The 21698-nt window shown below is 67.0% G+C and carries 18 protein-coding genes; 11 read left to right on the top strand and 7 right to left on the bottom strand.

Going from position 1 to position 21698, the window contains the following annotated elements:
• The first annotated feature begins 147 nt into the window (after window positions 1–147).
• From ACQP1G_RS19075 to ACQP1G_RS19060, 4 genes are read left to right on the top strand one after another with little or no spacing between them, the layout of a single operon-like run.
• A complete protein-coding gene (locus tag ACQP1G_RS19075) occupies window positions 148–1635 on the top strand; it encodes a TIGR02677 family protein (protein WP_433208643.1) in 1488 nt (495 codons plus the stop codon).
• Window positions 1635–3050 carry a TIGR02678 family protein gene (locus ACQP1G_RS19070; protein WP_433208640.1) on the top strand — a complete coding sequence of 472 codons (1416 nt, stop codon included), beginning with the start codon at window positions 1635–1637 and terminating at the stop codon, window positions 3048–3050. The genes ACQP1G_RS19075 and ACQP1G_RS19070 overlap by 1 nt, the downstream gene beginning before the upstream one ends.
• A gap of 3 nt (window positions 3051–3053) precedes the next feature.
• A complete protein-coding gene (locus ACQP1G_RS19065) occupies window positions 3054–7265 on the top strand; it encodes a TIGR02680 family protein (protein ID WP_433206003.1) in 4212 nt (1403 codons plus the stop codon).
• A gap of 17 nt (window positions 7266–7282) precedes the next feature.
• The gene (locus ACQP1G_RS19060) at window positions 7283–8602 is read left to right on the top strand and encodes an MFS transporter (RefSeq protein ID WP_433206000.1); all 1320 of its coding nucleotides are present in this window, start codon (window positions 7283–7285) and stop codon (window positions 8600–8602) included.
• Between the two features lie 151 nt (window positions 8603–8753).
• Here ACQP1G_RS19060 and ACQP1G_RS19055 read toward each other — a convergent pair whose 3' ends face one another.
• From ACQP1G_RS19055 to ACQP1G_RS19035, 5 genes are all read right to left on the bottom strand, one after another.
• Window positions 8754–9419, bottom strand: coding sequence for an SDR family NAD(P)-dependent oxidoreductase (locus ACQP1G_RS19055; RefSeq protein WP_433205997.1), 666 nt, complete (start codon window positions 9417–9419; stop codon window positions 8754–8756).
• An 82-nt stretch (window positions 9420–9501) separates the two neighbouring features.
• Window positions 9502–10023, bottom strand: coding sequence for a MarR family winged helix-turn-helix transcriptional regulator (locus ACQP1G_RS19050; protein ID WP_433205994.1), 522 nt, complete (start codon window positions 10021–10023; stop codon window positions 9502–9504).
• A gap of 172 nt (window positions 10024–10195) precedes the next feature.
• Window positions 10196–10810 carry a M15 family metallopeptidase gene (locus ACQP1G_RS19045; protein ID WP_433205991.1) on the bottom strand — a complete coding sequence of 205 codons (615 nt, stop codon included), beginning with the start codon at window positions 10808–10810 and terminating at the stop codon, window positions 10196–10198.
• Between the two features lie 530 nt (window positions 10811–11340).
• The gene (locus ACQP1G_RS19040) at window positions 11341–11703 is read right to left on the bottom strand and encodes a hypothetical protein (protein WP_433205988.1); all 363 of its coding nucleotides are present in this window, start codon (window positions 11701–11703) and stop codon (window positions 11341–11343) included.
• 193 nt (window positions 11704–11896) lie between these two features.
• Entirely contained in the window at window positions 11897–13573 is a 1677-nt protein-coding gene (locus ACQP1G_RS19035) for a fumarate hydratase (protein WP_433205985.1), read from the bottom strand.
• Window positions 13574–13805: 232 nt separating this feature from the next.
• On the opposite strand from ACQP1G_RS19035, the gene ACQP1G_RS19030 reads away from it, so the two are divergent.
• A complete protein-coding gene (locus tag ACQP1G_RS19030) occupies window positions 13806–14276 on the top strand; it encodes a MarR family winged helix-turn-helix transcriptional regulator (protein WP_433205982.1) in 471 nt (156 codons plus the stop codon).
• Window positions 14277–14280: 4 nt separating this feature from the next.
• On the opposite strand, the gene mftD is transcribed toward ACQP1G_RS19030, so the two are convergent.
• Together mftD and mftE are read right to left on the bottom strand one after the other, a co-directional pair.
• Window positions 14281–15474, bottom strand: coding sequence for a pre-mycofactocin synthase MftD (gene mftD, locus ACQP1G_RS19025; protein WP_433205979.1), 1194 nt, complete (start codon window positions 15472–15474; stop codon window positions 14281–14283).
• Window positions 15471–16199, bottom strand: a complete 729-nt coding sequence (gene mftE, locus ACQP1G_RS19020; protein ID WP_433205976.1) for a mycofactocin biosynthesis peptidyl-dipeptidase MftE — start codon at window positions 16197–16199, stop codon at window positions 15471–15473. The genes mftD and mftE overlap by 4 nt, the downstream gene beginning before the upstream one ends.
• Window positions 16200–16255: 56 nt before the next feature.
• Here mftE and mftR point away from each other — a divergent pair, with 56 nt between their 5' ends.
• The 6 genes from mftR to ACQP1G_RS18990 all read left to right on the top strand — a co-directional run bounded on the left by mftR (window position 16256) and on the right by ACQP1G_RS18990 (window position 21682).
• The gene (gene mftR / locus ACQP1G_RS19015; RefSeq protein WP_433205973.1) at window positions 16256–16873 is read left to right on the top strand and encodes a mycofactocin system transcriptional regulator; all 618 of its coding nucleotides are present in this window, start codon (window positions 16256–16258) and stop codon (window positions 16871–16873) included.
• A gap of 108 nt (window positions 16874–16981) precedes the next feature.
• A complete protein-coding gene (locus tag ACQP1G_RS19010; protein ID WP_364381271.1) occupies window positions 16982–17890 on the top strand; it encodes an STAS domain-containing protein in 909 nt (302 codons plus the stop codon).
• A gap of 12 nt (window positions 17891–17902) precedes the next feature.
• Window positions 17903–18292, top strand: coding sequence for an STAS domain-containing protein (locus ACQP1G_RS19005; protein ID WP_330254751.1), 390 nt, complete (start codon window positions 17903–17905; stop codon window positions 18290–18292).
• Window positions 18270–18695, top strand: coding sequence for an ATP-binding protein (locus tag ACQP1G_RS19000; RefSeq protein WP_433205970.1), 426 nt, complete (start codon window positions 18270–18272; stop codon window positions 18693–18695). The genes ACQP1G_RS19005 and ACQP1G_RS19000 overlap by 23 nt, the downstream gene beginning before the upstream one ends.
• Window positions 18688–19326 carry a SpoIIE family protein phosphatase gene (locus ACQP1G_RS18995; RefSeq protein WP_433205967.1) on the top strand — a complete coding sequence of 213 codons (639 nt, stop codon included), beginning with the start codon at window positions 18688–18690 and terminating at the stop codon, window positions 19324–19326. Before ACQP1G_RS19000 ends, ACQP1G_RS18995 begins: the two co-directional genes overlap by 8 nt.
• Window positions 19327–19339: 13 nt before the next feature.
• The gene (locus ACQP1G_RS18990; RefSeq protein WP_433205964.1) at window positions 19340–21682 is read left to right on the top strand and encodes a SpoIIE family protein phosphatase; all 2343 of its coding nucleotides are present in this window, start codon (window positions 19340–19342) and stop codon (window positions 21680–21682) included.
• The last annotated feature ends 16 nt before the right edge of the window (window positions 21683–21698 follow it).

The following is a 21698-nucleotide window of genomic DNA, read 5'->3' as shown; positions in this document are numbered from 1 at the left end:
GGGTGGCGAACCGCAGCAAACCGGACACAGCCACGCCGAATGGGGGTCGGACTTAACGGCCGCGACCGACCCGCTACTACCCTGTTCCCGGTGACCGACTCCGTTGACGGCCTGCCGTATGCCGCGCCCGCGCTGTGGGATGAGCGGTTGCGGCTGTTTTCCTTCGCTACTGCCGAGAAGCGGGCGGAGTATTTGTGGGTGCTGCGGGCCTTCGACAGTGCGCGGGCGGCGTATGTCGTGTTGTTGCATGCCGACGATGTGGCGACCTGGATCGAACGCGGTGGTGGCGATACGCCGCAGTTGACCGGCGCGGAGATCGGGCCGCTGTTGGATCAGCTGCACCAATGGGGTGTGGTCGAGCGCAGCTACGACGGGACACGGGCGGCGACGCTCGCGGAATATCGGAATCGGCACTACGTCTATCAGCTCACTCAGGCCGGGTTCAAGGCATATCGGGCGGTCGCGGGCGTGCTGGAGGCGCGACTGGATGAGGCAGCGTTGTCGCGGCTGGTATTGCCGGAGTTGCTGGCGGATCTGAACACCCTCGCCGTAGCGAATAAGGCCGGTGATGCCGTGCGCGTCTACCGGACGCTGCGCCGTCTCGACGCCGCACTCACCGATATGGCGGCGCGGGCAGCGCACTTCTATCTCTCGCTCGGCGATATGGTCCGCACCACCGAGATCACGCCCGAATCGTTCCTGGCGCATAAGGACGCGTTGCTCGCGCATATGCGCGAGTTCAGCATGGATCTGGCTCGTTTCGCGCCGCGCCTGGCCGCGGCGATCGGCGAGATCGAGGAGACCGGAGTCGGCGAACTGATCGAGCGGGCTGCGGGCTGCGACGAACGGGTGCTGCTGAGTGTGGCCGAGCGACAAGCGGATTGGCGGGCACGCTGGCAGGGGCTGCGGACCTGGTTCGTCGCGACGGCCTCCGATATTCCCGGCGAATCGTCCTCGACCGAGGCGGATCGCCTGCGGGAGGCGACCATGAGCGCCATCGCCGCCGTACTGTCGCTCTTGCGGCGAGTCACCGAGACACGCAAGGGCGGGGTGAGTCGCGAATCGGCATTGCGCCACCTCGCGGGCTGGTTCACCGCTGCGCCCACTGCCGACAGCGCACACGCACTCTTCGATGCCGTCTTCGGTCTCGGCAGGCCACGCCATCTGTCGCTGGAACATCCGGACGCGGACCTGATTCCGGCGATCCGGTCCTGGTGGGAGGCACCGCCACTGGAAATCTCGCGCACCCTCGCCGAAACCGGCAGACCGCCGCAGGCCGGTGCGCCCGCTCGAATTCAGCGCAACGATGCCGGAATTCGCCGACTTCGCGAGGCCCAACTCGACGCACAGCGCGCCCGCGCGGAGGCCGCCCGATCCCTCGCCGCCGCCGATGTGCACGATCGCATCCTCGACGAGCGAGAGACCGAAGTACTGCTGCGCCTGCTCGACGCCGCCTCCACCGCTTGGGTTCCGGTCAGCGGCCGGATCGACGGCACCACCGGCTCCGACAGCGGCGTCACCCTCACCGTCTCCGAACATTCGGGCTCGACGGTGGTCCGCACCGCCCGCGGCCTCCTACATCTGAACAACCGCCGGCTCCAAGTCACGCAGACGACCCGCGGGCGGCGCGCATGATCCACGCCCGCCGCGTCAACTCCCTCGCCCTGGACAACTACCAGCGCGCCGCCCGGGTGATCCTGGCCAACCACCTGGTCACCAGGACCTTTCCGGACCGGATCGCGCTGCCGCTGATCCGCCGCTGGGCCACCGAACTGCGCGAGGACCTGGCTGAACTGTTCGGCTACCGGCTCGAGGTCACCGAAACGACGGCCCGGGTCTTCCCGGTCATCGATCGCCTCGACTCCGGCAAACCGGCCCGCGCCGTCACCGACCGCGTCTTCGACCGCCGCCGCTACGCCTATCTGGCCCTGGCATTGGCCGCTCTCGGTCGCGCGGGTGATCAGATCACTTTGTCGGAGTTGGCCGATCAGGTCGCCGCCTATACCGGCCGGGTCGACGGCCTCGAACTGTCCCCTGACCGGGCCGCAGATCGGGATGCCTTCGTCGACGCGGTCGGCTGGCTCGCGCACCGTGGCGCGCTCACCCTCGCAGACGGTGATGCGGGCGGCTGGGCCGCCGATCCGGAGGCGGGCGAGGCACTCTATGACATCGACCGACCGGTGGTCTTCGCGCTGTTCCGCCCGCCACGCGCGCTGCAGCATCTACACAGCGTGCGCGGTCTGCTCACCGAGGACGCCCTGGCACACGGCCCGGCCGCCAATGCGGCGGCCGCCGACGCCGCGCGCCGGGTGCGCCGCAGCCTCGTCGAACGTCCTGTCGTATATGCGGAGGATTTGGCCTACGACGAGCGACCGCTGCTGGCGCAGGACCGGGTCGTCGCGGATGTCGAACTGTTCACCGGGCTCCGCGCCGAACGCCGGGCCGAGGGCGTGGCGCTGATCGATGTCTCCGGCCGCCTCTCCGATGTCCGCTTTCCCGGCACCGGCACGCTGGCGCAGGTGGCGCTGCTGCTGGTCGGTGAGATCGCCGATCGCGTACTCGATATCGATAACCCGGTGCCGGTCCGACCCGGTGCACCCGATCCGGCCGTCGCACTGGCCGAACAGCTCGACGGCGCCATTCCGGAATCGACCGTATTCGTCCCGCTCGCCGATCTCCCGTCGACCGATCCCGAAGTGGTGGAACAGGATTCGAACCCGGATGCGCAGGCGTTGGCCGCGGTGCGCGCGAACTATCCTTTCGTCGACGCGAACTGGGTCAGCGAAACCGTGCAGGCGCTCACCGACCGCTACGGTGTCACCTTCGCCGCACAATGGCAGGCCGATGTACCCGGGCTGACCAGACAGGTGACCGCACTGATGGAACGGCTGCGCCTGGTCCAGGTGGTCGAGGACGGTCTGATCATCCTGCCCGCCCTGGCTCGCTACCGCGGCGCGGTCGTCACCGTCCGCACGAAGCGAGCCGCCGAATTGTTCGTCACCGCCTCCGACACCATCGGGGCCGACAGCGTTGGTACGGAAGGGATCTAAACCATGTCGCTCATCCACGGCGGAGTGCGGTTCGTCCCGACCCGCGCCGGGATCATCAACCTGTGGGACTATCGCGACCAGGAATACTGCTTCGCCGACGGCAGGCTGGTACTGCGCGGCCCCAACGGTTCCGGTAAGACCAAGGCACTCGAGGTGCTGTTCCCGTTCGTACTGGACGGCCGGATCGAACCGCGCAGGCTCAACCCATTCGCCGGTGAAGAGCGCACCATGAAGTCGAACCTGTTGTACCGCAAACAGGAATCCGCGTACTCGTATGTGTGGATGGAATTCGCGCGCGGTAAGTGGGACGATCCGGAGGTCGTCACCATCGGCATCGGCATGCGCGCCACCCGCTCCTCCGATAAGGTCACTCGCTGGTATTTCGTCGCCGATGGACGTGCGGGCGTGGACTTCTCACTCATCGGCCCCGACGACCGGCCGCTCACCCGCAAGCAGCTGGCCGAACAGATCGGCACCGACGCCATCGTCGACCGCCCGGTCGAATACCGCAATGCGATCGACGCGCGCATGTTCGGCCTCGGCACCCAGCGCTACGACCAGCTGATCAATCTCATCCTCACGCTGCGCCGCCCGCAGCTCGCGAAAAACCTCGATCCCCGTGGACTTTCGCAGGCGCTGACCGACGGCCTGCGCCCGCTCGACGAGCAGTTGATCCTGGACGCGGCCCGCTCGTTCAGCGATATGGAAGAGGTCGGGCGCACGCTGGAGGGCCTGGTCCACGCCGATACCGCCACCAGGTCCTTTGTCGGGGTGTACCGGAAATACCTTGCGGTACAGGCGAAGACCGATGTCGATCAGGTGCGCACCCGGCTGGACGCGGTGACGCATGCCAGTACCGCACTGTTCGCCGCCACCGCACTGCGCGAACGTCGCGAGGCCGAACGCACCACCGCCGAGGCGCGCGCCGACGACGCCGACCGCACCTACGAACAGGCCCTCTCCGACCGGGAAACCCTGCAGCGCTCCAGCGCCTACGAGGGCAAACAGCAGCTCGACGATCTCGCCGACGCGGTGCGCCGCCTCGAGACCTCGGCAGGCGTGCACAAGGATAAGGCGCTGAAGGCACGCCAGACCCTCGATCAGCGCGGCCAGGAGGCCGAACGCGCCAAGACGGCCGTACAGCGGGCGGCGGCCGCCTTGGCTCGCGGCGAGGACGAGTTGCGTGCCGCCGCCGAAGAGGCGGGTATCACCTGGGCCGGATCGGCCGACCAGGCTCGCGGTGACCAGCTGACCGCGGCGGTCCGCGCACATGCCGAGGAGCGCGATGCCGATGTGCGCGCTGTGCGCAAGGCTCTCGTTCTGATGGATTCCGCTACAGCCGAACGGACTCGGGCCGAACAGCTCGCCGAACGCGCACGGGCGATGCGTGAATCGGCGGCCGCCGAGGTTTCCGCCGCCGAAGCCGCCGTTGTCCTGGCTCGCACCGAAGCCGCTGGTGCACTGCGCACTTGGTGGGACGCTCACCGAGAGGTATACGCCCCCATTCAGAAAGGCCTGTTCGAGGCGCTCGACGCGGCATTGGCCACCGCGGGTTCCGATGAGGCCGCCGGTGTCGCCGAGGTGCTGGTCGAATGCGCCGAACCGCTCCTCGACGATATTCGCACCCGCCGTCAGGAGGCGCGGGCGACCGCCGGGTTGGCCGGTGAGCGCCTTATCGCACTGAGCACCGAACGCGATGCGGTCGCGGCCCAACGCGATGAGGCCCCGCCGGCTTTCGCCGCCCGCGCCCGCAATGCCGAGGGGCGTCCGGGTGCGCCGCTGTGGCGGCTGGTCCGGTTCGCTGATTCGGTGACGCCACAGCAGGCCGCGGGGATCGAGGCCGCCCTGCATGCCGCCGATCTGCTCGACAGCTGGGTCTGCACGGAATCCGAACGCCTCGAATACAGCTCGGATCAGTTCCTGGTTCCGCTGCCGCTCGAGGCCAGGCCGTCCGGCCGCACGCTCGCCGATGTGCTTGTCGTCGAGGATGATTCGCCCGAGCTGACGGTGCCCGAGCAGGTCGTCGCGGACGTTCTCGCCTCCATCGCCCTGTACGACAAGGACGCCGACCTCGGCACCGAGGTCGCGGTGAGTATCACCGGCGGGTTCCGTCAGGGCGTGCAGGTTGGCCGCCACCACAAGCCCGACGCCGAATTCATCGGCGCCACCGCCCGCGCCGGGCGCCGCGAAATCCGGCTCACCGAACTCGCCGCCGCGATCGAAGCAGCCGAGGCGGCCCAGCGTCGGGCCCAGGCCGACGAAGCCGCCGCCGCTGCCGAACTCGCGCGAATCTCCGCTGCCGCCAAGGCATTACCGCGCCCGTCCGCTGTCACCGCCGCCTTGCGCGCGGTGTCGGAATCGGCGGGCATGATGCGCTCACGCTCCGAGGCGGTCGCACAGGCAGAACACGACCTCGACAAAGCCGTGGCCGAAGCATCAGCCGTCGAGAAGAAGTTGCGCTCCGTCGCACAGGCGCACCGCACCCCGCGCGACGCCCGCGAGATCGACGCCCTCGCCGCCGCGATCCGCCATTTCGAGAACACCGGAACCGGATTGCTGCGGCTGCGCGCCGACCACGAACGGGAGCGCGAACGCGAACGCGAGGGTTCGGACCGCTTCGACGAGGCCCGCGATCTGGCCGAGGCCTTCGCGGAAGAGGCCGAGGCCGCCGACGCGGGCTATCAGGAACAGCTGCGCAAGCTCGAAACGCTGCGTGAGGCGCTCGGCGCGGGCGCCGCCGATATCGATCGCGAACTCGAACAGGCCCGCGCGAAAATCGAGGCGACCAGGGCGGAGCAGAAGGCCGCCCGCAAGGCCGCGAACGCGGCGATCGAGGCGATCGGTGACGCCGAAGCGGCCTACCGGACCGCGCACGAATCGCTGGGCACCGCGCTCACCGAGGTCCTCGCCGATGTGAAAGCCCTTGCACCCTACGCACAACCAGATCTGCTCACCTTGCTCGGCGCTCCCGCCGACAGCCGCTGGCCGAGCAGCGACGCCGCCTGGTCGACCCCCGAACAACTGCTCTACCGCATTTCGGCGGCCGGACCGGAGACCGAACCCCACGTGCTCCCCGACGAGGTCGCCGAACTCTTCGACAACCTCAGCGCCGCGACGTCGTCCGTGCGGGCAGGCGAGGCAGCTCGCAAATCCACCCGCAGCGCGGTCACCTCCGCACTCCAGGAATTCGACGCCGCGCTCGCCGGTTCCGGCCGCGACTACCGGCTGCATTGGGATGCCGCGGACGGCCTCACCGTCGTTCAGGTCCAGGACGACAATGGTTTATCGGCCCTCGCGGATTTCGCCACCCGCATCGACGCCGCCCGCCGCGATCAGGAACTGCTGCTCACCGACGCCGAACGCCGCATTCTCGAGGATGCGCTGCTCGCGGGTCTGGCGCAGCAGATCTACGAACGCACCAGCGACGCACGCGATCTCATCGCCCGCATGGGCGCGGAGATGAAACAGCGCCGCATGTCCTCGGGCAATACGATCGGCGTGCACTGGGTGCTGTCCGACTCGCTCTCGGATGCGGCCCGCGCCATGTGCAAACTGCTCGACCGCGATGCCTCCGCACTCGTCGCCGACGATCTGGCGGCGATCCGCGCCCATTTCGCCGCCGAGATCCGCGCCGCCCGCGCCGCACATCCGGAGCGTTCCTATCCCGAAATCCTCGCCGCGACACTGGATTACCGGACCTGGCGGGTGTTCTCCTTCACCCTCATCTCCGCCGACGGCAGCGAGGACAAGCTGACCGTGGCCAGGCACAGCGCGCTGTCGGGTGGTGAACAGTCGGTATCGCTGCACCTGCCGCTGTTCGCGGCCGCGCACGTCATGCTCGATTCCGCCGACCCGCAGGCCCCGCGCCTGCTCGCGCTGGACGAGGCCTTCGCGGGCGTCGATGACAACGGCCGCAGCGAACTGTTGGGCCTGAGTGTGCAATTCGACCTCGACCTGTTCATGACCGGCTATGACCTGTGGATCACCTATCCGCACGTCCCCGGCTGCGCGCACTACGATCTCGCGCACTCAGCGGCCGAGAACACCGTCAGCGCAACGCTGTTGGTGTGGGACAGCGGCGATCTGCTCGCCGAACACGACGGCACCGACCTCACCGCCGCCCTCGGCTCCCCCAACCGCCGCCGCGTCGCGAACGGCATCGAAGGCGGCCTCGCACTGGACAATATGCCGGGCGCTCCCGCACCCGTTGGCTGAAACCCGAATGGATAGTAGTGTTTTCGAGCTCCACTCCGCCCCACCGCAAGGTCGCCCTCGCCACCCTCATCGGCACCACCCTGGAGTGGTACGACTTCATGCTCTACGGCACGGCATCCGCGCTGATCTTCAGTAAACAGTTCTTCCCCACGCTGAGCCCCGCCGCCGGAACGCTGGCGACATTCAGCACCTTCGCCGTCGGCTTCGGCGCGCGGCCGATCGGAGGGGTGCTGTTCGGCCACTACGGTGACCGGATCGGCCGCAAGACCACCGTCGTGGTCTCGCTGATCCTGATGGGTGTGAGCACCACACTGATCGGTGCGATCCCCACCTATGACAGCATCGGATTCTGGGCTCCCGCACTGCTCGTCGCGCTGCGACTGGTGCAGGGCATCGGACTCGGCGGCGAGGGCGCAGGCGCGGTCGTGCTGTCGATGGAGCACGCACCGCGGGGACGACTCAACCGCTACGCCAGCTTCCCGCAGATGGGCACACCGGCCGGACTGGTGTTGGCGAATGGGATCTTCCTCGGCGCCAGCGCCCTGCTGCCGGAGTCGGCCTTCCTGTCCTGGGGTTGGCGAATTCCGTTCCTGCTCAGCGCGATTCTCGTCCTTGTCGGGCTCTGGGTGCGCCTCGGTATCACCGAATCCGCGGACTACGCCGCCCGCATCCAGCGCGGTGAGATCGCGACCTTCCCCCTGCGCGACGCCCTGCGAGTCGGGCCCGTTCGACTGTTGCTGATCCTGTTCGCCGCGATCGCCACCTCGGCGGTCGTCTACATCTTCATGGCGTTCACCCTGACCTACGGCACCAGAACACTCGGATTCACCCGAGACTTCCTGCTACTCGGCGTCATCATGGCCTCGCTCGTCTGGGCCGCGACCATGCCACTGTGGGGCTCGCTCGCCGACCGCCTCACCACACGCCGGGTATTCCTGGCGGGCACTGCCGCACTGACAGTATGGTGCGCCGCCTACTTCCCCCTGTTGAACACCGGAAACAAGGCGCTGGTCTTGCTCGCACTGCTCGGCATGGGTGTAACGCTGCCGATCAGCCACAGCGTCGGCGGCATCATCGTCGCCGAATTGTTCCCGGCGTCGGTGCGCTATTCGGGTACCTCGCTCATCGTGCAGACGTCGGTGATCCTCGGCGGAGGTCTAGCACCCCTGATCGCGACCGCGCTGTGGACCGCTGGCTCGACCTCCACGGCCGTCAGCTGCTACATCGTCGCTCTCTGTGCGGTGAGCACGATCAGCACAGCCGTCCTGTACTGGGCGCTGCCGAGTCCGGCATCCGACACCCACGACGAGATCGCGGCGCCGATGCCCGTCGGCTGAACCGCCGCAGCCGAAAGTGCTGCTCGGCGACGGGAGACCGCCGCATCGTCGCGCCGGTGCCGCAGTCGAGCATGTTGTTGACGGTGCGCTCAGGAATGCCGTGGTGCTTGTGTTGTCACGGCGTCGGCCGTGCCGGTTCGGTCGGACCGTACTATGCGCCGATGAGGTGGTCTACCTGGCTTCGCTGGATGTGCAGGGTCCAGTAGTGCTGGGCGATCTCGTCTGGCGCGCGGTGCGCAATGTGCTCGGGCGCGTGGTCGGCGATCATGACATTGATGGCCACCGTGGCGGTGTAGACGCCCTGATCGGTGAGGGTGTTGTGCAGGTTGATCGCCCAGTTGCGCAGGCCTGCTTGGGCGATGTTGGTGCTGGCGAGCATGGGATAGGGGGTGATCGCGCCGCCGCCGGTGGTGAACAGCAGCGTGCCCGACCCGGCCGCGAGCATGGCCGGCAGCACGGCCTGCACGGCGGTGACCGCGCCGTAGAGCAATCCATCGATCTGCGGGCGCAGACTGTCCACGCTCACCTCCTGCGGTGCCGTCATGGCCAGGCCCGCGTGTGGGGAGAACTCCAGCACCTCGATGCGCCCGAACCGGCCCGCGGCGGCTGCCAGCGCCGCGGTGAGCTGCGCGGGATCGGCGACATCGGCCGGGAACCCGGCAGCATTCACGCCGAGGTTCGCCAGTTCCGCGACCAGCGTGTCGAGATTGTCCTTGCTACGGGAGATCAGGGCGACCTCGAAGCCGTGGCTGCCGAAGACCTTGGCTATCGACAGTCCGAGACCGGGTCCGGCTCCAACGATGGCGATGGTGGGCATGAGTGCTCCTCACGGGGTTGGTCTACAGAGTGTTCTGCCGGGCTGCCCGGCCGAGGCGAACGACCACTCGGGCCGTCGGTGGTCAGTCGCGTTTCGGTGGGGTGCCGTCGGGCGCCCAGTCGGTGGGGCACGGAGCCCGAAGGGCGTCGAGGATGCGCTGAGAGATGGCACCGAGCTGGCGTTGCTGCGCCTTGGTCAGCGGGTCGAACACCCGGCGGCGGACCTCGCCGACATGGCCGGGTGCGGCCGAGGTGACCTTGTTCAGACCGTCGCCGGTGAGGGTGGCCAGGGTGTAACGGCCGTCGGCGGGGTCGGGGCGACGGTGCACCCAGTCCCGCTTCTCCAGCCTGCTGACGACATTGGACAGTCGCGACAGTGTGCTGCCGGTGTACTGCGCCAGTTCGCTCATCCGCAGGGTGTGCTCGGGCGCCATCGACAACGACGACAGCACCAGGTAATCGAAGTGGCCGATGCCCGAGTCCCGCTGCATCTGGGCCTCCAACGCGGCCGGCAACAGCGTCAGCATGTAGGCGAACGCGTACCACTGCCGCTGCTCGTCCACGTCGAGCCAGCGCGGCCCGGAAGTTCCCACAGGGTCGTCCATGCACACTACGATACTTCAAGCATGAAGTTAAACCCACCTCATGCGACTTTTAGCATGAACTCATCCAGCCGTGTTGTCACTACAATGTTGAAGTTAGAAGGGCTCAGGACTCGAACATTGAACCCGTCGAGGCCATCGGACGCAGGTGTCGACCAGGTCGACGACCGTGGGACTACAGCCCGGACGAACCGCTGAGCCAGGGCGGAATCGGGATGGATGGCAGAACCGGCAGGGCAGGCAAAACCGGCAAGATCGGCTGCGACGGCGCTGGGGGTCGGCCGCCGTCGCTCGCATCCGCGCGCAGTGCCGGGCAGGCCCCGCCCGGCGTGGCGGCGAGCTCGAAGTGCCACCACTCGTTCTGGTAGATCCGGCACAGGCCCCAGCGGTTTCCGTTCGCCTCCAGCCATTGCGCACCGGCCTGCGGCCCGACATCGATCGCCCGTCCCTGTACATGCGTCGACTCGTTGGGCGGCAGCACCCATCGGCGCGCCTCGTCCGGGCTGCCGTAGGTCCGCACCCCGTCGTCCCACAGCGCCTGCTGCTCGGCGGGTGAGCGATATCCGGAATTGATGTACAGCGCGACACCTTCCGCATGCGCCTGGTTCTCCGCCATCGTGTACGCCGCGGCGAGCCCTGGCTCCAGCCCCTCGGTCCCGCTCGCGTTACCGGCCACCGCGCGCTGTTCGACCGGCGCGGCGGTCGCGGTGGGCATGGCCAGCCCGGCCGCGACGATCACCGGAAACAGTGCGGCAGGTACGCCCACCCGGGCACGACGCGTCAGCAACATGCCAGCGATAGTAACGGCCCTGCCACGAACCACCCCGCATCTCCGCCCGGCCGCCCGCGACGGGCGGTTACCCTCCGGCCGCCCCCACCCGACCGCCGATCACCGGCAGCAACACACCGGCGAATGCGCTGACACCGCACTGTCCGAACGGACACCATTCACATAGATCTCCACATATACACAGCACAATAAATCACCAATGTCCGAAACATCCTGTGCCACGCCCGATTTGTCGCAGCGGAAATCCCCCTGTCCACAATCTATTCCAGTGTTGTGGATCACGATCACCAACTTCCGGCTATCCCCGAGAAAACCGAAACCTACCTCGCTGCGGTCGCCGACAGCTCCCGATCGAAGGCCGACAGTGCTTGTGCCCCAGATGTTTTGCTGGCGAGCCGACCACCCCGAAAACAAACGCACCCCTTGTCGGGATCCGCAGAGGTACCCATAAAGGGTGCGATCCCGACAAAGGGTGCAGATTTCGACAAGGAGTGCGTCAGATGGGCCGCAACGCCCTGACAGGGGCGAGCTCAGACGGCCCGCACCCACTCCGAACGGCGAATCGCTTCCGCCGCTTCACGATTGCGATCGATACGCTCGAGAATCTCTGTCCCGTGCGCCCGGGCATAGGCAATCGCGATCTCGATCTTGCGCGACTGCAGATCCGATTGCTGACTCAAGACGGCGATCCGGCGTTCGAGCGGTCCGTCGAGTTCCTGTAGGCGCGCAACGACTTCCCACACATCGGGCCCGCCGGCCAGCGCCGCGCGGCGGTCGGAGATGGGACCTCGAAAGACGATCCCCGGATGGTCGAGCTGATCGAAACCCTCCCGGATAAGACGATTGAGCAATGCGGTCGAACTGGTTCCCTCACGAACGGCGCGTTCGGCCAACCGGCGGCTGGCTGATTCCGAGATACGAAACGACGTGCTCATTGCCCTCCGATCTCCATTCGACACCAGTGCAGCGACGTCCCCCGGTTCAAGGGTGCCTTGCTTCGGCGGCTATGCCACCCCGGCAACCGGGGTGACATTTCCATGTCCGCGCACATGCCCTGATGGCGGTCGAGCGCCAGTCCGGAGGGGCTCAGACGCGTTCTTTGGAGCGCGTCCGCACGCGCAACGCGATCGGCTTCTGCGTTTCCGCGAAGAAATCGTTGCCTTTGTCGTCCACGACGATGAACGCCGGAAAATCTTCGACCTCGATCTTCCAGACGGCCTCCATACCCAGCTCCGGGTATTCCAGAACCTCGACGGACTTGATGCAATCCAGCGCCAGCCGCGCGGCAGGCCCGCCGATGGAACCGAGGTAGAAACCGCCGTGCTCCTTACACGCCTTGGTCACCTGCGCGGAGCGATTGCCCTTGGCCAGCATGACGAACGACCCGCCAGCGGCCTGGAACTGATCGACGTAGGAGTCCATCCGGCCTGCCGTGGTCGGACCGAAGGAACCGGAAGCGTAGCCCTCGGGCGTCTTCGCCGGACCCGCGTAGTACACGGCCATATCGCGCAGGTATTCCGGCATCGGCTCGCCCGCGTCGAGCCGCTCCTTGATCTTGGCGTGCGCGATATCCCGCGCTACCACCAGCGGACCGGTCAACGAAAGCCGGGTCTTCACCGGATATTTCGACAGTTCGGCGCGGATCTCCGACATCGGCCGGTTCAGATCGACCTCGACGACATCGCCGCCGAGGATGGAGTCGGTCTGCTCGGGCAGGTACTGCGCGGGCTCACGCTCGAGCTGCTCCAGGAACACACCTTCCGGCGTGATCTTGGCCAGCGCCTGCCGGTCGGCCGAGCAGGACACCGCGATCGCCACCGGGCAGCTGGCGCCGTGGCGAGGCAGACGCACAACGCGCACGTCGTGGCAGAAGTACTTGCCGCCGAACTGCGCGCCGATACCGAACTCCTGGGTGAGCTTGAAGACTTCCTCTTCCAGCTCGAGATCGCGGAACGCGTGCGCGGCCATGGAACCCTCGGTGGGCAGATTGTCCAGGTAGTGCGCGGAGGCGTATTTGGCGGTCTTCAAAGCGAATTCGGCGCTGGTGCCGCCGATGACGACCGCCAGGTGATAGGGCGGACACGCGGCGGTGCCGAGCGAACGAATCTTCTCGTCCAGGAACTCCAGCATGCGCGTGGGATTCAGCACCGCCTTGGTCTCCTGGTACAGGAACGACTTATTGGCCGAACCGCCCCCCTTGGCCATGAACAGGAACTTGTACGACGGATGCGCGGGATCGCTCTGCGTGGAATACAACTCGATCTGCGCAGGCAGATTGGTGCCGGTGTTCTTCTCGTCCCACATGGTGATCGGCGCCAGCTGTGAATACCGCAGGTTCAGCTTCGTGTAGGCGTCGAACACGCCGCGGCTGATCCACTCGGCGTCGTCCACGCCGGTCAGCACGCCCTCGGACTTCTTGCCCATGACGATCGCGGTGCCGGTGTCCTGGCACATCGGCAGAATGCTGCCCGCGGAAATGTTCACGTTCTTCAGCAGATCCAGCGCGACGAAGCGATCGTTGCCAGAGGACTCCGGATCGTCGATGATCTTGCGCAACTGGGACAGGTGCGCGGGCCGAAGATAGTGGCTGATGTCGTGCATCGCCTCGGCGGTCAGCAGCCGCAGTGCCTCCGGCTCGACCTGCAGAAAGCTACGTCCGTTGTGTTCAAAAGTGCTGACGCCCTCGGTGGTGATCAACCGGTACGGGGTGTCGTCGGCGCCGATCGGCAGCAGATCTGAATAGCGGAAATCCGGCGCGGTCACGGACGCACTCCTTCGGGCGGGCCTGGGATCGGTCTACGCAGGCTGGTCACGAGCGCAATGAGCGTATCGACCAATCCGAGGCCGACCGTTGCTTAGGCAAGCCTCACTCGGTCCATCCCACCAAAAGGTTGCACGTTCAACCCCCGCAGTGCTACCTCTCAGATCTGGCAGTTGTCGCGCGACAAACGCGGCGCGACAATCCATATGACATGTCAGAGTTTGGAGCGCTCTCGTGACCGATCCCCACTGGCTCGATGACGTCGAAATGCGTGCATGGGTGGGATATGTGCGCACCCGGGACCTCATCGCCGCCGCGGTCGGGCGCGACTCATCCCGCGAGTCGAACCTCACCTACGTCGAATACTCGGTGCTCGCCTATCTAGCCGACGCACCGGATCACCGACTCACCTTCGCCGATCTCGCCGCCAAACTCGAATGGTCGCAGAGCAGGCTCTCCCATCAGATCACCCGCATGGAGAAGCGGGCGCTGGTCGCCAGGGAACCGATTCCGGACGACGCCCGCCGCACCGCGGCGCGGCTCACTCCGCGCGGCGCGGAGGTGCTGGCCACGGCCGCGCCCGCACATGTGCACAGCGTGCGCAGACATATGGTCGACGTGCTCGACCGCCAGCAGTTGGCCGCCCTCGCCGATATCTACGACACGCTGCTCACCCATCATCGACGAGCCGCCGCCTCCGAATAACCTGTCAAGCCGACTGCACGGCGTCCGCCGGTACGCCGAGTGCCCGTTCGAATCCGTCCGGCACCACCAGATCGCTGCGATCGAGGTCGCCGACGCTGGTTTTACGCAGTCCCAACAACGCCGAATCGATACCGCCACGCAGGACGTCGAGCACATTCTCCACACCCGCCTGCCCATTCGCGGCCAGACCCCACAGATACGCCCGCCCGATCATCACCGCGCGCGCCCCCAGCGCCACCGCCTTCACCACATCACTGCCGCGCCGGATACCGCCATCGAGCACCACCTCGATCTGTGACCCGACCGCCTCGGCCACCACGGGCAAGGCCCGGATCGCCGCCGGAGTGCCATCGAGATTATTGCCGCCGTGATTGGACACCGAGATCGCCGCGACACCGGCATCGACCGCCCGCCGCGCATCGTCGACCCGCATCACACCCTTGAGCATGACCGGACCGTCCCACTGCGCACAGATCCACGCCACATCCGCCCAATCCGGTGCTGGCGTGCCCATCCACTCGCCGTACGCGCCGAAAAAGCCCGGCGCTGGCCCGTCACCGACGGCCATATTCGGCGCGGTGAGATCCGGAATGTGTCCGGAGCGAGCGTAAGTCGCCAACCAGCGTGGCCGCGCCAGGGTCTGCGGTGCGAACTTCAGCATGGTCTTGAAATCCAGTTTCTCCGGAATCACCGGGCTGCCCCAGTCGCGCCCGTGGGAGAAGGACCAGTCCAGGGTCAGGATCAGACCGACCGCACCCGCTGCCTTGGCGCGCGACATCCGTTGCAAGATGTCATCTTTCGAACCGCACCAGTACAGCTGGAACAACGTCGCCGGGTTCGCCGCGATGACCTGCTCGATGGGCTTGCTCGCGAAAGAACTGAGCCCCATGGCGATGCCGCGGGCCGCCGCCGCACGCGCCACGGCCACCTCACCGTCCGGATGCACTGCCTGCACACCGGTGGGCGAGATCAGCACCGGCATCGAAAGCTGCTGTCCCAGTATGGTTGTCGACTGGTCGCGGTCGCCGATCGGGCCCGCACAGTGCGGCGCGAAGCCGAGTTCGGTGAAGGCCTGCTGGTTCTCGTCGATGGTTTGGCCTCGCTCGGATCCGGCGATCAACGCGCCGTACACCGACTTCGGTAGTCGTTTCTTTGCCCGCCGCTGCGCTTCGGCAACGGTTTCGAACCAGGGGTTCACGAGAAGGGTCCTTTCGGGGAAGCCACCGGCCACCACAGCCGGATCTGTTCGTTCAGATCAGTGGTCAATCGAGTCAGCAGGGCACGCCCCTCATCGGCGCTCGCGCCGTCCGGATCGCCGAGTACGCCGTTGGCGCTCACCGCACGCACTCCTGCGGCGCGCAGCAGCGGCAGGATCTCGGCCAGTGGCCTGGTATCGCCCGCAACGGCGAGTTCGGCCCGCACCGCATCCGGACGCAGTGCCAATTGCATCGAAGTCTCCGCGCGACCCGCATGCGGATCACCCGGATAGCGCGGCATATACACCCGCACGTCCCGGGATTCGGCGCGCAGCAGAGCCGTTGCCGCGCGCAGCGGTTCGAAATTGCCGCCGTGCCCGTTCACGAGCACGATGCGGTCGAAGGTATCGGTGGCCGAACGGCACAACTCCACGATCAGCAACTCCAGGGCCGCCTGCCCGATCGACAAGGTGCCAGCGAAACCCGCGTGCTCACCGCTGGATCCATAAGGGATCGCCGGGGCCACGAGCACATCCGGCCGCAACTCGGCCAGCCGCGCGCACAATGCCACCGCGATATCGGTATCGGTCGACAGTGGCAGATGTGGTCCGTGCTGCTCGGTCGCCCCCACCGGCACAGCCAGGATCGCGCCCGCGGCAGCGCGCTCACCCGCCTCCGGCCAGGTCAGCCGCGCGGCCACATTGTGGTCCGCGACACTTTCCAACATGCCGCGAGATTATCGACAGTCACTGACAAAATCAATAGACGACATAATCGGGAGCTGTGAGCGAGACAAAGGTGCGGGGCCGTCCACGCGGCACGACCAAGCGTGAACTCGAACTGATCGCCATGCGACTGTTCACCGAACAGGGCTTCGACGAAACCACCGTCGACCAGATCGCCACGGCCGCTGGCATCAGCGGGCGCACCTTCTTCCGCTACTTCCCCTCCAAGGCAGAGGTGCTCTGGTACCAGTTCGACGACGAGGTCGCGGCACTGCGCGCGGCCTTCGCCACCGTGCCCGACGAGGTGCCGATGATGACAGCCGTGCGTCGAATTGTGGTGAACGCCAACCGATATCGCGCCGAAGACGTCCCCGAACTGCGCGTTCGCATGCAGTTGGTCGGTAGCATCCCCGCGCTCGCCGCCACCGCGGGCGCACATTACGACGCCTGGGAACGCGCGGTGAGCACCTTCGCCGCGCGACGACTCGGCGAACCCGAGGACGGCCTGCTCCCGCTCGCCGTCGGCCGCACCACGCTGGCCGCCGCGCGAGCCGCCTTCGATGCCTGGCTGACCCGGGCCGACGCCGATCTCACCGTCTATCTGGACGCAGCGCTGGCGGCCCTGGCCCGCGGATTCATACCGCACGACGAGAATCCGGACCTACCATCGAGCTAACGGCAGGTTTCACCGGCGACCAGGATGGGGTATGACTAGGCTCGGTGTCGGCGCGCAGCCGAATGCACGACCATCCCGACCAACCCGTCGAAAGGGGCTGGAATTTCCATGTCCGAGGTGTCCATGAGCCTTTCGGCGGATTCTCTGCCCGTAGGTCCGGTCGACAACCTGCTTCCGCAGCTGGTCGAGCACCTGCGGCAGAATCGCACCGGTCTGCGCGAAGAATGGGCTCGGCGCATCACCGAAGCTCAACTGCTGACCGCGATGACCCCGGAGGAGATCTTCTCCGAGGCGACCTCCATGTACGACAACTACGTCGAGGTGCTGGTAACCGGTAGCGTCGAGGCGCTGCAGGCCTACGCACGCGATCTGTCCGAGCGCATCATTCCGAGAGGAGTCGAGACCGACGAGGTCCTCGGCATCGTGCTGCTCCTGCGCGACGTGCTGGCCCGCTCGCTGTTCGAGAAATACCAGGCCGACTTCGAATTACTCAACGCGGTACTGGACGCCTACGAGCCCGCAGCGAACCGCATCGCGAGCACCGTCGCCATCTCGTTCGTGCAGGAGCGCGAACGCGTCATCCGCCAGCAGCAGGAAGCCATTCGCGAGCTGTCCACCCCGGTGCTCCAGGTCCGTGAGCAGCTGCTCATTCTGCCGATCATCGGTGTGCTCGACTCGCAGCGCGCCCGCCAGCTCACCGAACAGCTACTCCGCGCCATCCGCGCCAACCGCGCGAAGGTGGTCGTCATCGACATCACCGGTGTGCCCGCGATCGACTCGACGGTGGCCAACCACCTGGTGCAGACCGTCGACGCGTCCGGGCTGATGGGCGCCAATGTGATCATCACCGGCCTGTCCTCCGAAATCGCCCTCACCCTGGTGACCATCGGCCTCGACCTGTCCAAGATGAACGCGGTCGGCGACCTCCAGGGCGGTATCGAAGAGGCGGAACGCTTACTCGGCTATGAGGTGACCCGCGTCACGGATCGAATGCTCACCGAACGCGATGGGCGCTGATCGGGCGCGCATATGCCGGTTCCGATCCTCAAACAAGGTACCTATTTAATCGCGTCGGTTCAGTCAGCCTTGACCGACGCGGATACCGAACGCCTCCAGGACGACCTGATGAAACAGGTCAGCAAATACCGGGCACACGGAATCATCGTGGACGTCACCGCGATCGACGTTATGGATTCGTTCGCGGCCAGATCGCTGCGTACCATCGCGCACATGACGCAGCTCCGCGGTGCCGAGACGGTCATCGTCGGACTACAACCCGAAGTCGCGTTCGCCATGGTGCAACTCGGCCTCACCTTCGAGGGCATGCACACTGCCCTCGACTTGGAAGAGGGCTTGGCGTGGCTGAACGCCAAAACCCCGGCCCGCCGCCAGCGAGATGGTCGTGACAGTGGCCGCTGAGAACTTGGTGATCGCGGTCAAGGTGTCGGGTGACATCGTGATCGCACGTCAAGCCGGACGAGAGCTGGCGGCCAAGCTCGGATTTTCTCTGACAGATATGACCATGATCTCGACAGCGATCTCCGAGATCGCCCGCAATATCACCAGCTATGCGGGCAGCGGGGAAATACGTTTGCTGGTCGATGACCGGGAGGGTCGCCAGGCGCTGGTCGTCCAGGCCGAGGACCAAGGACCCGGTATTCGCGATATTGCCCGCGCGCTCGATGACGGATACTCCACCGGCCGCGGTCTCGGACTCGGCCTGCCCGGCGCGCGCCGTCTGATGGACCGTCTCACCGTCGAATCCGCACCCGGACGCGGCACGTTGGTGGAGATGTGGAAGTGGGTACCCGACGGTGCATGAGGACGGGATCATCGGCCGGATCGAATGGGCGGTGGCCGGTCGCGCCTTGCCCGGCCAGCGGGTCTCCGGTGATCGCGGCGTCGTGCTCGACGCGGGCGGTGGTTCGGTGCTCTTCGCCGTCCTCGACGGACTCGGCCACGGTGCGGCAGCCGCCGACGCCGCCGATCGCGCAGCGCAGGTGCTCTCGGAGAACCGCGCCGAACCACTGGATGTCCTGATGGTGCTGTGTCATCGAGCCATGGCCGACACCCGCGGTGCGGCAGTCTCGTTGGCGCTGTTCGGGGCGGCCGATACGGTGCACTGGCTCGGCGTCGGCAATGTCGAATCCCGGATTCTGACCGCGGGACCGGTGGGGCTCACCATGCGCGCGACGGTCCTGATGACCGGTGGCATCGTCGGCTATCGGCTACCCCAGAACCTACAGGCGCAGACCGTTCCAGTGCGCCCCGGCGATCTGCTGCTGATGTCGACCGACGGCATCGTCACCGAATCCGCCGACCGCGGCATCGATCTGTCCAAATCCACCGCCGAGATCACCGCCGAAATCCTGGCCAGGCATGCCAAGGACACCGACGACGCACTGGTGCTCGCGGCACGCCACCGAGGCGATGTACTGGAGGGACCAGCGTGAACGGCGGGACGATATGACCGCGGCACTGGCCGCGTTCCTCGACGCGTACGCGAAAGCGCTACGGCGACACCTCGACTCACCCAGCCAGGCCGGTCTCGCCGGGGGCTACGAACTCGGCCGCCGCGCCCTCGTCGAGGGCATCAGCCTGCTCGACCTCACCGAAAACCATTACCGCGTAGTCCAAGCCACCGAATCGGGCACCGCAAGCGAGGACGACACCGCCAAACGGGCCGAGAACGCACTGGAATTCCTGCTGCAAACCCTCGCCGCCTTGGATATCGCCACTCGCGGATATATCGACGGCACCCGCCGCGCCGAGCAACAGCGTTCGCGCATCGACGATCTGGCGGGTCGCGATGCCTTCCGCACCGCACTGGTGGAATCACTGCAGGACGGCTTCTTCGTCGCCGACGCGCGCGGCACCATCATCGAGGTCAACTCGGCCTTCGGCGCGCTGACCGGATACGGCGCCACCGAACTCCCGTTCCCGCTGCCGCATCCCTGGTCCGCGCCCGACGGTCCGCGATATCCCGATCTCGGTGCCGAGGCACAGCGTTTTGTAATTCCGGTCAAACACCGCGACGGCCGCACCGTCTGGCTCGCGGTGAGCACCAGCGCGATGGTCGAACCGGAGAAGTACGAGCAGATCTTCGTCGGCACCATCCGCGATGTCACCGCCGAACACGATGCGCAGGCCCGCGATCAGGCTGCCTCCCGATTGGCCACCGCCGTCGGTGCGGCGACCAGCGTGGTGGAGGTGCTCGCGGTCGGACTGGACGAGTTGCGGCGCACTGTCGGTGCGGAGATCGCGGTGGTGATGGTCTGGCCCAGCCGCAATACCGGACCCGAGGTGTATGTCTCCGGCGCCGAAGGCATTCCGGAGGGTACGGTGCTCGACGCCCGCGCCCGGGCACTGCTGGACCGGGCCCGGCGCAGACCGGCGCGCAGCCTGTTCGCGATTCCGGAGGGCACCGCGAGCTCCGAGGGCATTGTCGCCCCGCTCGGTGAGACCGGCGATGCGGCGCTGTGGCTGCGCTTCGCCGCGCCGCGCGCCGTCAGCGCCGCGGACTGGACGTTGTTCTCGCTGCTCATCGGCCATCTCAGCCTGGCGGTGCAGCGGGCGCGCAACTTCGACCAGGCGCGCTCGACCTCGTTGACTCTGCAGCGGGCAATGCTCGGACCGATCGAACTGCCGCCGCGGTTCTCGGTGCACTACGAGCCCGCGCTGCCGCCGCTGGAGATCGGCGGCGACTGGTACGACGTGGTTCCGCTGCGCGACGGCACTATTGGGGTCGTGGTCGGCGACTGCGTCGGACGTGGTCTGTCCGCCGCCGTCGTCATGGGCCAATTGCGCACGGCCGCACGGGCTTTGCTGCTGCGCGGAGCTGGTCCGGCACAGCTGCTCGCGGAACTCGATACCGTCGCGGGCCGGATTCCCGGCGCGATGTGCACGACCGTATGCGCCGCCGTACTCGATCCGGTGCGCGGACTGGTCCGCTACAGCAGCGCGGGACATATGCCGCCGATTCTGGCCGACGTCGGCCAGGCCGGCAGACTGCTCGAGGGCGGCCGGGCAGTACCGCTGGCCACCTTCGACACGCCACGCCGCCCCGAGGCCACCACGGCACTGACACCGGGTTCGACGCTGGTGCTGTTCACCGACGGCCTGGTCGAACACCGCGGCGTCGATATCGATGACAGCTTCGCCAAGATCTCGGCGGTGCTGGCGGATACGGCGGGCAAATTACCGCGCGAGGTCGCCGACGCGGTGCTGTCGCGACTGCGCCCCGCCGCGGGCTACGACGACGATGTCGCCATGGTGGTGTACCGGCAACCGCCCGCGCCGCTGCGGTTGGAGATTCCGGCCAACCCGGATCAGCTCTCGGCCATGCGCAAGCGGCTCAAGGTCTGGCTCGCCGCCGCCGCGGTACCGCACGATCTCGCCTCCGACCTCATCGCGGCGGCCAACGAGGCATGTAGCAACAGCATCGAGCACGCCTACCGCAACGGCGGCGGGCGGGCCCCCCGAGCGATGAGCTCGACGGCCGAACTGCTCGGCCGGGCCGCGAGCCCCACCGCCGCGACCACCACCGACCCCGGAGTCGTCGAACTGACCGCGGAATGCGATACCCAACGGGTCGTCATTCTGGTCACCGACACCGGTACCTGGAAACCACGCTCGGCCGACCCAGGTCCGCGCGGGCGCGGCATCGATATGATGCGTGCGCTGACGGAAGAATTGGAGATAGATCACAGCGGATTGGGCACCCGCGTCCGCATGTCGGTAACCTTGCCCGCGATCAAATCCCCAGTAGCGAACCCACTTCGCGGCACGAACCGCCAGGTTTCTGGATGACGAATGCAGCGCGAAG

The organism is Nocardia sp. CA-107356 (genome assembly GCF_050946365.1).
Classification (GTDB): domain Bacteria; phylum Actinomycetota; class Actinomycetes; order Mycobacteriales; family Mycobacteriaceae; genus Nocardia.
The sequence above is the reverse complement of the archived record's forward strand: the minus strand, read 5'-3'. Positions and strand labels throughout refer to the sequence as shown.

Coding starts and splice junctions, on each gene's coding strand:
- ACQP1G_RS18990 (WP_433205964.1), top strand. CDS start 19,340: ATGACCGCGGCACTGGCCGCGTTCCTCGACGCGTACGCGAAAGCGCTA.
- ACQP1G_RS19050 (WP_433205994.1), bottom strand. CDS start 10,023: ATGGACGACCCTGTGGGAACTTCCGGGCCGCGCTGGCTCGACGTGGAC.
- ACQP1G_RS19065 (WP_433206003.1), top strand. CDS start 3,054: ATGTCGCTCATCCACGGCGGAGTGCGGTTCGTCCCGACCCGCGCCGGG.
- ACQP1G_RS19045 (WP_433205991.1), bottom strand. CDS start 10,810: ATGTTGCTGACGCGTCGTGCCCGGGTGGGCGTACCTGCCGCACTGTTT.
- ACQP1G_RS19055 (WP_433205997.1), bottom strand. CDS start 9,419: ATGCCCACCATCGCCATCGTTGGAGCCGGACCCGGTCTCGGACTGTCG.
- ACQP1G_RS19005 (WP_330254751.1), top strand. CDS start 17,903: ATGCCGGTTCCGATCCTCAAACAAGGTACCTATTTAATCGCGTCGGTT.
- ACQP1G_RS19010 (WP_364381271.1), top strand. CDS start 16,982: ATGTCCGAGGTGTCCATGAGCCTTTCGGCGGATTCTCTGCCCGTAGGT.
- mftE (WP_433205976.1), bottom strand. CDS start 16,199: ATGTTGGAAAGTGTCGCGGACCACAATGTGGCCGCGCGGCTGACCTGG.
- ACQP1G_RS19000 (WP_433205970.1), top strand. CDS start 18,270: ATGGTCGTGACAGTGGCCGCTGAGAACTTGGTGATCGCGGTCAAGGTG.